The sequence below is a fragment of the Mycobacterium sp. NGS61 genome, assembly GCF_059812325.1.
In genome coordinates this window covers 537,881-551,589 of sequence record NZ_JCALCL010000002.1, presented here as the reverse complement: position 1 = coordinate 551,589, position 13,709 = coordinate 537,881, and the positions used below count along the sequence as shown (strand labels likewise).

Here is a 13,709-nt window from a genome sequence, read left to right as displayed (position 1 = left end):
CGGCACCGCACCTGCTCACCGCGACGTCGGCGCGATCGTCGACTCGTCGAGGGCTTAAATCGAGTCAGCGCTGAGCGTCTTCGGCGAGAAGTTCGTCCAGCAACCCGCCGACGCGGTGCTGCTCCCACAGGTTCAGCAGGTTCGACAACATCTGCAGCGGTGCGCGCACGCTTTCGTCGTCCCGGATGCGCGGATCCTTGCGGTTCTCCGGCACATCAGCACCGAAGCGGCGGAGGATCAACGCAGGCACGTCCAACAACCAGGCAACACCCATCACCGCCGCGTACAGCAGCAGGTGCCGGCGCAGCCGGTCCGGGTCCAGCCGTGGGCCTCCGCTGCCGACGAACTCCGCAACGAAGATGTCCAGCAGTTCGCCGAGATGACAGTTCCACACACCGATTTCGGCACCCGACATGGCTCCCCACAGGGCCATGCCCAGATTCATCTGACCGACGCAACCCCAATCCAGCAGACCACAGTTGAGGACACCGTCCGCACCCGTCCAGAACCAGGCGTTGTCCACATTGGCATTCCAGTGACACAGTGCGATGTAGTCGGCGTCGCCGGCCAGTGCACGCAGCACGACCGCCTCATGTGCGGCGACCCGCGGTACGTCGTGGTCCAGGCGAGCCAGGAATTGCCGATCGCGGACGTTCGCGGGAAGCAACCCGGGATGGGTCCCGACGAATTCACGCAGTTGGACCAACCGTCGCTCCAGCTGTCCGGCGCGCTGGTCCGCACGCTCCCCCACGGTGGCCGACTGCACGTCCAGCGGGAAGCGTGCGGTCAGTCGGTCCGGTAACCGCCCGGAGCGGTGCGTGCCGGCCAGTCGGGCCAGCGCGGTGACCAGCGCCCGGTAGTGCTCGACAGGTGCCACCATGTCGTAGTCCAGGCATTTGTGGTAATGGCGTTCGATTCCATTGGCGCCGAACGGGATTCGTTCGGTGATCAGTATTCCCGTGCCGGTGGCCTGCTGGTAGTCGGCAAACAGCACGTCCGGCACGGCGATGGGGAAACCGGGTGTTCGCGATAGTGCGGCGAACCGAACTTCAGGCTCCATCTGGGTTCTGCCGCGGTCGCGAACGGGATTGTCGAGGTCGCGGGAGAACTTCACGAACAACTCGGTGTGCGCGCCCGGTTCGGGCCGGCGGTATTCGACTGAGAGCACCGCCTTACGCCCGGTGCTGCCGCCGCCGATCTCGTTGCAGGCGACGATGCGGGTCACGCAGTTGTCCGGCGACAACGCGCCCGAGGCCCGGAAGGCGTCGGTCAGAAAGCGCTGCCCGCCGGCACGCAACGCATCCGGGTGCACGGGGATCGGCAACGCCGAGCCATCGCCAAGCACCCACCGGTCGGCTGGCAGGCGGGGGGTCACCACGTCTGCTCGGCGGCCCGCACCAGCATGTGGTTGACGGCCACCCGCCGGTCGCGACTGACCATGTACAGCACCGCGTCAGCGATGTCCTCCGGCACCAGTTTGACCATATCGGCGGTCTGGCGTTCGAATGCGGCACGCGAGGGCTCAGTGAGGTGGGTGAAGATCTCGGTGTCGACGGTGCCGGGGCCCACCACTCCGACGCGGACCCGTTTGGCGATCATCTCCTGGCGGATGCCTTCGCTGAACGCGTTGATTCCGAACTTGGTCAGTGAGTAGACCGCCGTCCCGGGCCGGGCCACCCAGCCCGCGGTGGAGCTGATGGTAACCAGATCGGCGACTCCGCGCGGTGAATCCGCAGCGGCGGCAACAAGATACGGCAGGACCGTGCGGGCGACGTAGAGCACGCCCTGAATATTGACGGCCACCATGTCGTCCCAGTCCTGCAGCGCCGCCTCGGTCGCGGGTCCGGACTGCATCAGACCGGCATTGTTCACCACGATGTCCAGCCGCCCCAGTTCAACGACGGCCCGCTCGACGGCTGCCGCCACCTGCGCCGAGTCGGTGACATCGGCGGGTACCGCCAACGCCGTGCCCCCGGCGGATTCGATCTCGGTCTGCAGGGCGCGCAGGCGATCGGCTCGCCGGGCCAGCAATGCGACTGCGACCCCTTGCGAGGCAAGGAGTTTGGCTGTCGCGGCGCCGATACCGCTGCTGGCGCCGGTCACCAGCGCCGCGGTGCCGGCCAGTGTCGCCGTCATGATCCGATCAGCTCGGTCAGCACGTCATCGGTGTCCTGACCCAGACACGGCGCCCCGCGGGTGATGTCCGCCGGGCATCGGGCCAATCGCCACGACGGACCGACGATCGGCCGTTGACCTTCGCGGTGATCGCTGACGAACCGGTACAGCCCGCGATCCCAGAGTCGTTGGTCGCCGATCACGTCCGAGGACGTGGCGCACTTGCACGCTGCGATGCCGGCTTCCCGCAATCGCTCGCCCAGGACAGCGGCGTCGTGATCGCGGGTGCGGCAGGCGAGTTCGTCGTCGAGGGCCCCGGCGTTCGCGAGCCGATCAGGCAATGTCGCGTATCGCACGTCGGTGGCCAGCAGGGGCACCTCGAGTACCCGGCAAAGTCGTTGCCACTCCGCCTCGTTGGCGACGGCGATGCTGATCCAGGCACCGTCTGCGCACGGATAGCAGCCGTGCGGGCACAGGTCGGGATGGTTGTTGCCGACGGGGCCGAGCCGTCTTCCGGTCAGGCTCTGTTCGAGCAGACTGTCCCCGATCATCGACGACAAGGTTTCCACGGCGGATACGTCGACGAACTGCCCGACGCCGGTAATCGTGCGATGCACCAACGCCACCACGGCTGCAAAGGCCGCTGCCGCACCGACCGTGGAATCCCCGTAGCGCATGCTGGCGCCGCGTGGTGGCCCGCCGGGATACCCGACCAGCGCGGCCAGGCCAGCCAGTGCTGCGAAACACGGCGCGTAGCCGGTCTGGTGGCCCAGTGGGCCGTCATTGCCCCACATCTTGATCGACACCGAGATGATGTCCGGTTTGATCGCCACGAGTTGCTGATAGCCGAGACCATGGCGCTCCATTGCGCCGGGACGCAGGTTGTTGAGCACGATGTCGCTGTGCGCGATCAGCTCGCGCAGTCGCCTCATGCCGCCGGGAGACTTGATATCGAGGTCGACGCTGCGGATCTCCGGGTTGATGCTGAGGAAATACGGCGCGTGGTCGATGTCGGTGCCGCCGTAGGCGCGCATCTCCTCCGGGTTGGTTGCGGTCTCGACCTTGATCACCTCGGCGCCCAGCAGTGCCAGCAATTTGCCCGCGTAGGGCCCGGCCCACACTTTGGTGAGCTCGACGACGCGCACCCCTTCCAGGGGGCCACCGCGCGGGTGCCTCGGTGACCTGAGTGGGGCGAGCGCCGGCCGAACTGCGGGCTGCGGGTCACGACCGGTGATCTGCTGTGTGTGTTGTCCGAGAGTTGGTGCAGCAGCGGCGATCTCGGCCGGAGAAGCGCTCAGCGTGTACGGGACGGTGGGATAGGAGCCGGTGCCCAATACCGGATGGCGCAGCTTCGTGAAATAGCGGCGGTGCCGGTACTGAGCGGATCGGTGCAGATCGCCGGCCTCGTTGACCGGGACCAGCGGCACGCCCAGGCGCTGAGCGCGGTCGGTGGCGACGTCTTTGTCCAGGACACGGACCCACTCGGCGAAGCCGCGCTGAAAGGCGGCGACCTTCTGCGCGGTCACCGAGAATTCCAGCCAGTCGTCGTCGAACGCGTCCAGCCAGCTCGGATGATCCAGCAGCGCCTTGATACCCAGCCAATGGGCTCGGCTGGTCACGTACAGGTAGACGTAACCGTCCGCGCACCGGAAGAACGATGCCGGACCGCGCTGGTCGTAGGCACTGCGGTCAGCGCCGGCCGCGTCCTCGCCCGCGACGAACCGCCCGACGATGCAGTCGGCGCGGGAGACCAGCACTGCCTGTGTGGAGATGTCGATCGATTCGCCCTGGCCGCCGTGCAGCCGCCGGAACAGTGCGGAGCCGATGCACAACGCTGCATCGAGTGCGGCTTCGTAGTCGGGGAGAAAGCGTCCGGGACCCTGCAGTGGCGGCTCGGCGGGGCCGGCGTGGCTGGGTGTGTGGTAACCCCAGCCGCTGGCCTGAAATACGTTGATGCTCTTGGCATTGTCGAAGTCACCGGGGCCGAACGGGCTGATCGTGCAGAACACGGCCTCAGGGTGGCGTTCCGCCAGGTGCGCGGCCCCGAGGACGACATCGGCTCCGCGGAGCAGCTGGTGCAGCTGCGCGTCGTCGACATCGAGCGCGACCGAGTATTTGTTGGTGTTCAGATAGCCGAATAAGGCGCTGCCGTCGCACCCCTCGGCAAGTATCGGTCCCATCGCGCGGGTGCGGCTGCCACTGCCCGGCGCCTCGACCTTGATGACTTCTGCGCCGAAGTCGGACAGCAACTTGCCGCAGTACTCGGCAGCCACCGAGTCGTCGAGCTCGACGACCCGGAAGCCGCTCAGTGCCGACATGCCCTCGCCACCGACACGATCAGGGCTTCTTGCGTCCCGATCGACTGAGCCGCCACTCCGGCGGGAAGTTCAGGTCGTTGTCCTTGACTACGTTGTTGAGGCCCTTCTCGAAAGTGCCCGCGGTCAGGTCGACCTCCTGCGCGTCGTTGGCGATCATCGGCAGCATGCCCTCCACCATGCCGGTGAGCAGGCTGCCGAAGTACTCACCTTTGTGCTGTTTGTAGAGCTCCAGGAACGTCTTCTGCACCGCGACGGTGTCGGTCGGGCGGGAACGCGAACACGCCAGCGCGTACTTCTCGGTCTCGGCTTCCAGCTTGTCGCGGGGCACGACGCTGTTGACGAACCCGCACTCGTACATTTCCTTGGCGCTGAACGGCCTTCCGGTGAAAAGCATTTCGGAGAACTTACGCAGGCCCATCGTCTCGGCCCACCACCACAACCGCGGGCCCCAGCCGACGTAGCGGAACGCGGGGTGACCGAACAGTGCATCGTCGGAGGAGATCACCAGGTCGGCATCGCCGGCCTGATAGAAGTGCCAGCCGTAGCAGTAACCCTTGGCCTCGATGATGCTGATCTTGCGAAGTTCCTGCAGCGGACGGTTGCCGGCCTTCGCCTTGGCGTAGAAGTCGGTGACGGTGGACAGGTAGCGGTACGACCCGCCCGGTGGGTACTTCACGTCGTCGTCGTTGATCGCGAGTTCGTGCAGCAGCGGCATGCCCGGGTTCTCCAGCATGCCGCGCTGTTCGGGCAGGTCCCCGCCGCTGCCGAAATCCTCGCCCTCACCGCGGATCACCACCACCTTGACTTCGTCGTCCACGTTGCATTTGTGGATGATGTCGGCGTAGTTCTGCCGCATCCCCAGTGTGGTGGAGTTCTGTGCCTCGGGCCGGTCGAATGTGATGTACGCGATCCGGTTCTTGACGTCCTTTTCGAACCTGATGTACTGCTCGGCTTCTTTTTTCAGCTCTTCGTAGTCGTACTCGGGCATCAGTTCTCCAGTTCTGTTACTTGGTTGAGTCGGGGATCACTTGAGGAGCGCGCCGGCATCGACGGGCAGCGAAACGCCGGTGATATAACGAGATTCGTCCGAAGCGAGAAACAGCACCGCGTTGCTGATGTCGACGGCCTCCACCCACGGGACCGGCAACGTGTGCGTCATCTGCGAAAATGGGGCAAAGTCTTCGGGGCCGGGATTCTCCAGATCCGGCCGGAACAGCCGAAACGTCACCTCGTTCATCGTCATCGGTGTGTTGACCTGGCTGGGGTGCACCGAATTGACGCGAATCATGTGCTGCCCCAGTTCGACGGCGAAGCTGCGCATCAATCCCATGACGCCGTGCTTGGCCGCGATGTAGTGGCCGGTGTAGGCAAGCGCCTTGTGTGATCCGACTGAGCCGGTCAGCACGATTGAACCGCCCCGTTTTCCGGCAATCACATGTGGCACACCGGCTTTCACAGTCTTCCAGACGCCGGAGAGGTTGACGTCGATCATGTCCTGCCAGATCTGCTCCGGGATCTTGTGCAGTTTGTTGCCGAAAGTGCCGATGCCGGCATTGGCGACGACGATGTCGAGTCGGCCGAGTTGCGCGACCCCGCCGTCCACCGCGGACTTCAACGCGTCGTAGTCACGCACGTCGACCTGTACGGCCACGATGCGCCGACCCAGAGCCGTGACCAGGTCGACGGTTTCGTCCAGATCTGCCGGCGTGGAATGCGGGTAGGCCATGTTTTCGACCGGTCCGCAGATGTCGACCGCGATGATGTCGGCGCCTTCCTGGGCCAGTCGCACCGCGTGGGAGCGGCCCTGGCCCCGCGCGGCCCCGCTGATCAGCGCGACCTTACCCGCGACCCGGCCGGTCATCGCCGCGCGAACATCGGGTACGGGTCGGCGATCAGACCGACCTGGTGGGGATCGAAGTGGACCTGAGTGTCGGTGCTTGCCGTCACGAAAACCCTCCTGCCGCCGACCCTTTCACCTGCCGGAGACGCCCGGAAGGTTGCGTGGCGCACTGCTTTGACAGGCAATCGGTCCGGGCTCTCACCGAGGCCGCCATAGGAATATTCTCTATACTCGTAGAGAACCACACGGCGGGTTCCGAGGCAAGACCCGACACGGCGTGCCGCGCCGAAGCCGGGGCGCCTAGGTCTCGCGCCGGCCAGCCGGGGCCGGGTTGCCGGTGCCCGTCAGTCGTCCCTTCGCCGGGCTCTTGAGAATGCCGGTGGCTAGGGCCGCCAGGATCGTGTCGAGTTGTTCGGCGCTGTCGACGATCCGGTCGCCGTGGGCAAAACGCACCAACAGACCGTTGATGAAGGTCAAGGTTATGTTGCTCAGGTCTTCGATGACGGCGGATTCCATTTCGGCGCCGCGCGGCATCAGTTGCACCAGAATCTCGCGATGCAGTTTGGTGAAGGCGTTCGTTCCCTGCGCCAGGGTGGCTGCCAATTCCGGATCGCGGGCCGCCTGCATCGTCAGCTCGTACCTGGCCCGGGTCCGGGACAACTCCGGTTCGTGGCCGGACCGGATCACCACCTGCGCCAGCAGCGACGGCGAGCGCTGCGCCCGGCCGGTGTCGGACTCGTCCGCCACCGCCTGCAGGTTGGCGAGGTCCAACTCGGTCAGCCGCTCGGCCACCGCAAGCAACAGGGCTGATCGGGTGCGGAAGTAGAACGACGTGGTACCCGCGGGGACATTGGCCTTGCGGTCCACCTTCAGGTGGCTCAAACCTTTGGCACCGTCGTCGGCCAACAGCTGAATCGCCGCGTCGCACAGGTCGCGGCGGCGCTCGCCGGAGTTCGGCTTACGGCGCTTATCCCTGACTGGGGGCACGAACGAACTCTACATTGATAGAGAACCCACCCCGGGTCGACCCGCGCTATACCGCGGAAATGCCCCTAGCGGTGTTCGGCTGATCAGGTGCAGGGGATGCCGTGCGGGCCACCGATCCAGTGGCCAGGAGGCGATTGCCACGGGCAGAACTGCTTGACTTGCCCAGGCGGCAGTTGCTGCCACCCGTCCACCTGTCCGGGCGGAATCGGCGGCGGGCCCGGGATGTGCGGGCCTGGTTTTGCCTGCGCGGTACCGATGCCCAGGCCGAGCGATCCGGCGCCCAGGGCGGCCGCGATCAATGCTGTTCCTGCCGTCTTTTTGATATTCACGTTGCGTCCCCTCTCGGCTCGTGGAGCCATGTCACTGATGATGGCTACCCATACCGGCGGGAATCGAATCGCGACCCGATAGTGGGCCGGAGCACAGCGTCACGGGCGACGGGCATATGCCGGCGCATGCTCGGGCAGCACTCCGACCCCGATGAAGTACGCCGGAATCACCGTCAACCAGGGCAACCGCCGCACGACGGTGAGCAAAGCCGCCGGCGGAGCCGGGTCAGCCCCACGCAGCAGCGGGCCCAGCAGCCCGCGGTGCAGAATCCGCTGCACGAACTGGGTGACCGCGGTGGGAAGAATGCGGCGTCGGCGCACCGCTGCCAGCTCACGGCCGGTGACCCGCCGCGCCAGTAACGGTTCGGCCAGGATCGTCGCGGTCGCCACCGCGTCCTGCACCGCCAGGTTGATCCCGACGCCCCCCAACGGTGACATCGCGTGTGCGGCGTCCCCGATGCACAGCAACCCGTCGCAGTGCCAGCGGCGCAGTCGGTTCACCCGGACGTCGAGGTGCTTGACGTCGTCCATCGAGGCCAGCGCGTCCACCGACTCCGCCGCCTCGGGCACCAACGCGGCCACGTCGCGGCGGAATGCCGCCACGCCCCGGGCGCGCAACTGTGCGTCCGTGCCTTTGATGCCGATGTAGGCGATCTGGAAGTACCCCTCGCGTGGGATGACTCCCAGCGCCTTGCCCGGCGCGGTACGCGGCAGGAAAGAGAATTCGGTGTCGTCGTCGCGCGGCAACTTGAACCACCACACATCGAATTTCACCGGATAATCGCGCGCACGCAGTCCTGCTTCGTGACGCGCGATCGACCAGCGGCCGTCGCAGGCGACGGTCAGGTGAGCCCGCAGTTCACCGGGCCCGTCCGGACCCCGGTACTGCACGCCGACGACCCGGTCGCCCTCGCGCATCAGCCCGGTGACTTCGGTGTTCATCCGCAGTGAAAACGCCGGTTCGGCACGGGCGGCACGGGCAAGGAGGTTCAACAGATCCCACTGCGGCACCATCGCGATGAAAGGGTGCGGCTGGCGCAGTCGCTCGAAGTCGATGTAGGTCACCGATCGGCCATTCGAATTGAACGCCGCTTTACGGACTTCGGTAAATGGCAAGGCCGAGAACGACTCCCACAACCCGAGCTCGTCGAGCAGCCGCATCGTCGAGCAGTGCACCGTGTCACCGCGGAAGTCGCGCAGAAAGTCGCCGTGCTTCTCCAGCAGCGTGACGTCCACGCCCGCACGGGCCAGTAGGAGACCCAGCACCATGCCCGCCGGGCCGCCCCCGATGATTGCGCACGTCGTCTGCTCGGCCATTGGGGCAAGCATAGGACTCGCCGGACCGGATCCGCCGTGCAGCGAGGCGCACGACTGGAATAACCTGACGGGTGCAATGTTCTGCATCCAGGTCTTCGCACAGTGACGTCGCGACGAATCGCCCCGACTCGGCCCGCGCACGGCAACCAGATCCGGGCGCACCGCACTCGCGCCACGGTGATCGACACCACGGTCCAGATCGTGCTCGACGAGGGAATCGCCGCCGCCAGCGGCAGACACATCGCCGACACCGCGGGCGTCACCTGGGGAGTGATCCAGTATCACTTCGGTGACCGCGACGGACTGCTGATGGCGGTGGTCGACCGCGGGTTCAGCGAGTTGCTCGACGCCCTGCAGTCGTTGCCGCCCGCCACGCCGGACACCCCGACCCGCGAACGGGTGAGTTCGGTGGTGAGCGCGGCGTGGCAGGCGATGTCGAGCCCCGCCGCGCGCGCGGCCACCGAGATCCTGATCGGCACCCGCGCCAGCCGCGGCACCACCGCCACCGGCCATCTGAAACGACTGGGGAAGACATTCGACGCCTTGGGCGCCGCCCTCGACCGTGACCTGGACCCCACCCAGAGCGCCGCCATCGGCGGACATCTGCTGACCACATTGCGCGGCATGGTCGCCGGCCAACTGGTCATGCCCGGACCGGTGGACACCAGCAAGGAGCGCCGGGCCCTCGTGGAGATCCTGAGCAACTACCTCGATGCGCACCACCGATGACGGATGGAACCGAACCCATGACCGAGACAATCCAATCGCTGCTGCGGCAGCGGCTCGACGATCCGGCAATCGCGGTGAAATACGGTGACCTGCAATGGACTTGGCGTGAATACCTGGCCAAGTCCGCAGCCCAGGCCGCCGCCCTGCTGGCTGTTGCCGACCCGGACCGGCCGCTGCACATCGGCTCGTTGCTCGGCAACACGCCGGACATGCTGACGCAGATGGCGGCGGCCGGACTCGGCGGCTATGTGCTGTGCGGACTGAACACCACCCGCCGGGGCGCGGCGCTGGCCGCCGACATCCGGCGCTCGGACTGTCAGATCGTCGTCACCGATGCCGAGCAGCGGTCGCTGCTGGATGGCCTGGATCTGGGCGACACCTTGGTCCTCGACACCTCGACCCCGGAGTGGACGGAGATGATCGCCGGTGCGGGCGCACTGGTCCCCCACCGCCAGGTCGAGATGATGGACGCATTCATGATGATCTTCACCTCGGGTACCAGCGGCAATCCGAAAGCTGTGCAATTCCCGCACCTGATGCCGGTGTTCGCCGGGCGCAATCTCGCCGACCGCTTCGCCTTGACCGCGGCGGACACCTGCTATGTGTCCATGCCGCTGTTCCATTCCAACGCCGTGGTCGCCGGCTGGGCGCCGGCTGTGGTCTCCGGTGCCGCCATGGTGCCGGCGAAATTTTCAGCAACCCGGTTCCTCAGCGACATCCGCCGCCACAACGTCACCTACATGAACTACGTCGGCAAACCGCTCGCCTACATCCTGGCCACTCCCGAACGGGACGACGACGCCGACAACCCGCTGCGGGTGGCCTTCGGCAACGAGGCCAACGAGAAGGACATCAAGGAGTTCGCACGGCGCTTCGACACCAGGGTCGAGGACGGTTTCGGTTCCACCGAGAACGCGGTCATCGTGGTACGCGAACCCGGCACTCCGCCCGGTTCGATCGGAAAGGGGATGACCGGCGTCGCGGTCTACGACAGCGACACCGTCACCGAGTGCCCGGCGGCCCGCTTCGACGAACACGGCGCCCTGCTCAACGCCGACGAAGCCGTGGGTGAATTGGTCAACACGACGGGTTCGGGACTGTTCGCCGGCTACTACAACGACCCCGAAGCCAACGCCGAACGGATGCGGCACGGCATGTACTGGTCCGGTGACCTCGCCTACCGCGACGCCGAGGGCTGGATTTATCTGGCCGGGCGCACCGCCGACTGGATGCGGGTGGACGGGGAAAATCTGGCGGCCGCACCTATCGAGCGAGTTCTGTTGCGGCACAACGCAATAAACCGGGTGGCGGTGTACGCGGTTCCGGACGGACGGGTGGGCGACCAGGTAATGGCCGCGATCGTGCTGCACGAAGCTCGCGCCTTCGACCCCGACTCTTTCGAAGCGTTCCTCGACGCGCAGCCGGACCTGTCGCGCAAGGCGTGGCCACGGTACCTCCGGATCGCCGCCGAGCTGCCCAGCACCGCCACCCACAAGGTGCTCAAACGCCAGTTGATCGCCGAAGGGACCGCCATCGGTGCGGCCGAGTCGTTGTGGGTGCGCGAGGAACGGGGCACCGCGTATTCGTGTGTGGGCCGCTGATGACGGACGATGGCCGGATGACCGACTCCAGCGCAACCCGCGTCGCCGTCTACTTCGACTTCGACAACATCGTCATCTCGCGTTATGACCAGGTGCACGGCCGCAACACCTTCCAGCGGGACAAGGCCAAGGGCCTGGACAAAGACAAACTGCGGGTGGCCACCGTCGACCTGGGCGCGATCATGGATTTCGCGTCCTCGTTCGGCACGCTGGTGCTCACCCGCGCATACGCTGACTGGTCCGCGGAGGTCAACGCCAACTACCACGGCCAATTGGTCGGGCGCGCCGTCGACCTCGTTCAGCTGTTTCCGGCGGCCTCCTACGGCAAGAACGGCGCCGACATCCGGTTGGCGGTCGACGCCGTCGAGGACATGTTCCGGCTGCCGGACCTGACGCACGTGGTGATCGTCGGTGGCGACTCGGACTACATCGCGCTGGCGCAACGCTGCAAACGACTGGGCCGCTACGTGGTCGGGATCGGCGTGGCCGGTGCCAGCAGCGGATCGCTGGCGGCCGCCTGCGACGAGTTCGTCACCTATGACGCACTGCCCGGGATCTCCACCACCGCCGCCGCGCCTGCGCCGCGCAAGCGCGGCCGCCACGCCAGCGCCGCCGAACCCGAAGACGAGGCGCCGGCGCCCGACCCGCAGGCCGCCGCGACCGGGCTGCTCGAGCGCGCCCTTCGCATCAGCCAGGAAAAAGACGATGCCGACTGGCTGCACAATTCCATCGTCAAAGCACAAATGAAACGGATGAACCCGTCATTCAGCGAAAAGTCCCTGGGATTCAAGTCTTTCAGCGACTTCCTGCGGTCCCGCAGCGATCTGGTCGACCTCGACGAGAGCACCACCACCCGGATGGTGCGCCTGAAGAACGACAGCTCCTAACGATCGATCTCGCCGGCGATACCACGCTCGATGCCCGCCCGGGTGGTTGCCGGCAACACGATCAGACCGTCGAGTTCGGTACGCGCCAACGCGTAGGCGCGCTGGCGTTCCTGGGCGGTGGCGCCGTCGTCCGCGGCGACCCGGAACAGGCTCCGCGCCCGCACCAGACGCTGCTGTTCCTCGGTGGAGAAGTCGTTGGTGCGCCGGCGCATCGCTTCGGCTTCCGCGGCGTCGAACGCGGTGACGTAGTCCTCGACAGCATCGAGGTAGCGCCCCGCGGCCTCCCGGTCGTCGAAGAGATCTTCCGCACGCACCGGCTTGTGCAGGTCTGCCCGCAGTTTCGCCTTGTGGAACTTCATGGTGAGCGGATTGCGCATATCGGTCATCACCGGGAAGTCCAGCAGCCGCGATAGGTCCAATTCGTACTCCAGCCAACGGGCATCGGTCTGCTCGTGTGCGTCCAGTGCGCGTCTGACGGCCCGCCAGTGCGCCGCCGGCGTTGCGGTCGGTTGGCTGCGCACGGCAGGGGTTTCGGACGCGGCGGGGCCCTGCGGGCGGCCGGGCCGCTGGAAGGACGACAGCGCTTTGATACCGGCTGCAATCAACCCCACCAGCGGTAACACCAGCAGCAGCAACTCGATAAGCCGAAACAGCACTCCCACCAAGCCAGGATGCCACTACCTCACCGTTTGTCGGTTTGCCCGGCGGCGATCTGGTCAGCCGCCTTGGCCGCGATATCGCCACCCAGACGGGACGCCAGCTCGGGGGCGTTGGCCGCGAACCGCGCCAGTACCTGCTGGCGCAGTGGGGCGACGGTGATCTCGCCGCGATTCTGCCGGATCGCCTTGACCACCGCGTCGCCCACCTGCTCGGGCTTTCCGGTGCCGATCAGCGGCGGCGCGGCGGCACCGGAATCGGCGAACATCCCGGCGCCGCCGATCGCACCGGGGCTGACGACCGACACACCGATGCCGGCCGAGCGCAGGTCGTCGCGCAGGCACAGCGCGAAACCGCGCAGCCCGAACTTGGTTGCCGCGTACAACGATGCGCGGGCGGTGGCTGCCTTGCCCGAAATCGACGAGATGTAGACGAAGTGCCCCGATCCGCGCCCGGTGAACGTCGGGATCAGTTCGCGGGTGAGCTGCACCGGCACTTCCAGATTGACTCGCAACGCCCGGCCGACCTGCTCGGCGCTGTAAGTGTCCAACCTGCCCGACGCCGGCAGCGCGGCGTTGGCGACCAATACGTCGATCTCGCCCGCATCGGCCAGCAGTGCCGGTGCGGCGCCGGGCTCCGCGAGGTCACTGACGATCGTCCGGTGCCCTTGGCCGGCAAGCGAAGCCGAGAGTTCGTCGAGTTCGTCCTGCTTGCGTGAACTCAGGATCAGCCGGGCGCCGCTGTCGGCGAGTGCCTTGGCGATCGCGCGGCCGAGGCCGCCGGTCGCGCCGGTGAGCAGGACAGTCTTGCCGGTGAGTTCCATAGCAAAGACGCTAGTCGACTTCGTCGAACACCCGGTACGTCTGGGTGTTGGGCACCCGGGCACTCCGCACTGGCTCCCCGGTAGGCGGACACCGCTGATTTCACCG

At 66.6% G+C, this 13,709-nt stretch carries 13 protein-coding genes; 3 read left to right on the top strand and 10 right to left on the bottom strand.

Features of this window, described 5'->3' with window-relative positions:
- Window positions 1–64: 64 nt before the first annotated feature.
- The 8 genes from AC5Y3Z_RS07095 to AC5Y3Z_RS07060 all read right to left on the bottom strand — a co-directional run bounded on the left by AC5Y3Z_RS07095 (window position 65) and on the right by AC5Y3Z_RS07060 (window position 8,906).
- Complete coding sequence (locus tag AC5Y3Z_RS07095; protein ID WP_463825468.1) at window positions 65–1,345, bottom strand: hypothetical protein; 1,281 nt, start codon at window positions 1,343–1,345, stop codon at window positions 65–67.
- Window positions 1,346–1,371: 26 nt separating this feature from the next.
- Complete coding sequence (locus AC5Y3Z_RS07090; protein ID WP_463825364.1) at window positions 1,372–2,136, bottom strand: SDR family NAD(P)-dependent oxidoreductase; 765 nt, start codon at window positions 2,134–2,136, stop codon at window positions 1,372–1,374.
- Window positions 2,133–4,433, bottom strand: a complete 2,301-nt coding sequence (locus AC5Y3Z_RS07085; protein ID WP_463825363.1) for a CaiB/BaiF CoA-transferase family protein — start codon at window positions 4,431–4,433, stop codon at window positions 2,133–2,135. The genes AC5Y3Z_RS07090 and AC5Y3Z_RS07085 overlap by 4 nt, the downstream gene beginning before the upstream one ends.
- Before the next feature lie 19 nt (window positions 4,434–4,452).
- Window positions 4,453–5,421 (bottom strand): enoyl-CoA hydratase/isomerase family protein, encoded by a 969-nt coding sequence (locus tag AC5Y3Z_RS07080; RefSeq protein ID WP_463825362.1) that lies wholly within the window; start codon window positions 5,419–5,421, stop codon window positions 4,453–4,455.
- A 36-nt stretch (window positions 5,422–5,457) separates the two neighbouring features.
- Window positions 5,458–6,294, bottom strand: coding sequence for a mycofactocin-coupled SDR family oxidoreductase (locus AC5Y3Z_RS07075; RefSeq protein WP_463825361.1), 837 nt, complete (start codon window positions 6,292–6,294; stop codon window positions 5,458–5,460).
- 279 nt (window positions 6,295–6,573) lie between these two features.
- Window positions 6,574–7,260 carry a TetR/AcrR family transcriptional regulator gene (locus AC5Y3Z_RS07070; protein WP_463825360.1) on the bottom strand — a complete coding sequence of 229 codons (687 nt, stop codon included), beginning with the start codon at window positions 7,258–7,260 and terminating at the stop codon, window positions 6,574–6,576.
- An 83-nt stretch (window positions 7,261–7,343) separates the two neighbouring features.
- On the bottom strand, window positions 7,344–7,589 hold the full coding sequence (locus tag AC5Y3Z_RS07065) for a hypothetical protein (protein ID WP_463825359.1): 246 nt from the start codon (window positions 7,587–7,589) through the stop codon (window positions 7,344–7,346).
- Window positions 7,590–7,688: 99 nt separating this feature from the next.
- Window positions 7,689–8,906, bottom strand: coding sequence for an FAD-dependent oxidoreductase (locus AC5Y3Z_RS07060; protein WP_463825358.1), 1,218 nt, complete (start codon window positions 8,904–8,906; stop codon window positions 7,689–7,691).
- Between the two features lie 102 nt (window positions 8,907–9,008).
- On the opposite strand from AC5Y3Z_RS07060, the gene AC5Y3Z_RS07055 reads away from it, so the two are divergent.
- Genes AC5Y3Z_RS07055 through AC5Y3Z_RS07045 form a run of 3 tightly spaced genes read left to right on the top strand, consistent with a single transcriptional unit; the run spans window position 9,009 to window position 12,123 of the window.
- A complete protein-coding gene (locus tag AC5Y3Z_RS07055; protein WP_463825357.1) occupies window positions 9,009–9,635 on the top strand; it encodes a TetR/AcrR family transcriptional regulator in 627 nt (208 codons plus the stop codon).
- A gap of 17 nt (window positions 9,636–9,652) precedes the next feature.
- Complete coding sequence (gene fadD1, locus AC5Y3Z_RS07050) at window positions 9,653–11,236, top strand: fatty-acid--CoA ligase FadD1 (protein WP_463825356.1); 1,584 nt, start codon at window positions 9,653–9,655, stop codon at window positions 11,234–11,236.
- 17 nt (window positions 11,237–11,253) lie between these two features.
- Window positions 11,254–12,123, top strand: coding sequence for an NYN domain-containing protein (locus AC5Y3Z_RS07045; RefSeq protein ID WP_463825355.1), 870 nt, complete (start codon window positions 11,254–11,256; stop codon window positions 12,121–12,123).
- Here AC5Y3Z_RS07045 and AC5Y3Z_RS07040 read toward each other — a convergent pair.
- Both AC5Y3Z_RS07040 and AC5Y3Z_RS07035 read right to left on the bottom strand, forming a co-directional pair.
- Window positions 12,120–12,785: a hypothetical protein gene (locus tag AC5Y3Z_RS07040; RefSeq protein WP_463825354.1), complete on the bottom strand. Its 666-nt coding sequence runs from the start codon at window positions 12,783–12,785 to the stop codon at window positions 12,120–12,122. The two genes, AC5Y3Z_RS07045 and AC5Y3Z_RS07040, sit on opposite strands and share 4 nt — an antisense overlap.
- A gap of 20 nt (window positions 12,786–12,805) precedes the next feature.
- Complete coding sequence (locus tag AC5Y3Z_RS07035) at window positions 12,806–13,603, bottom strand: SDR family NAD(P)-dependent oxidoreductase (RefSeq protein WP_463825352.1); 798 nt, start codon at window positions 13,601–13,603, stop codon at window positions 12,806–12,808.
- Window positions 13,604–13,709: the final 106 nt, after the last annotated feature.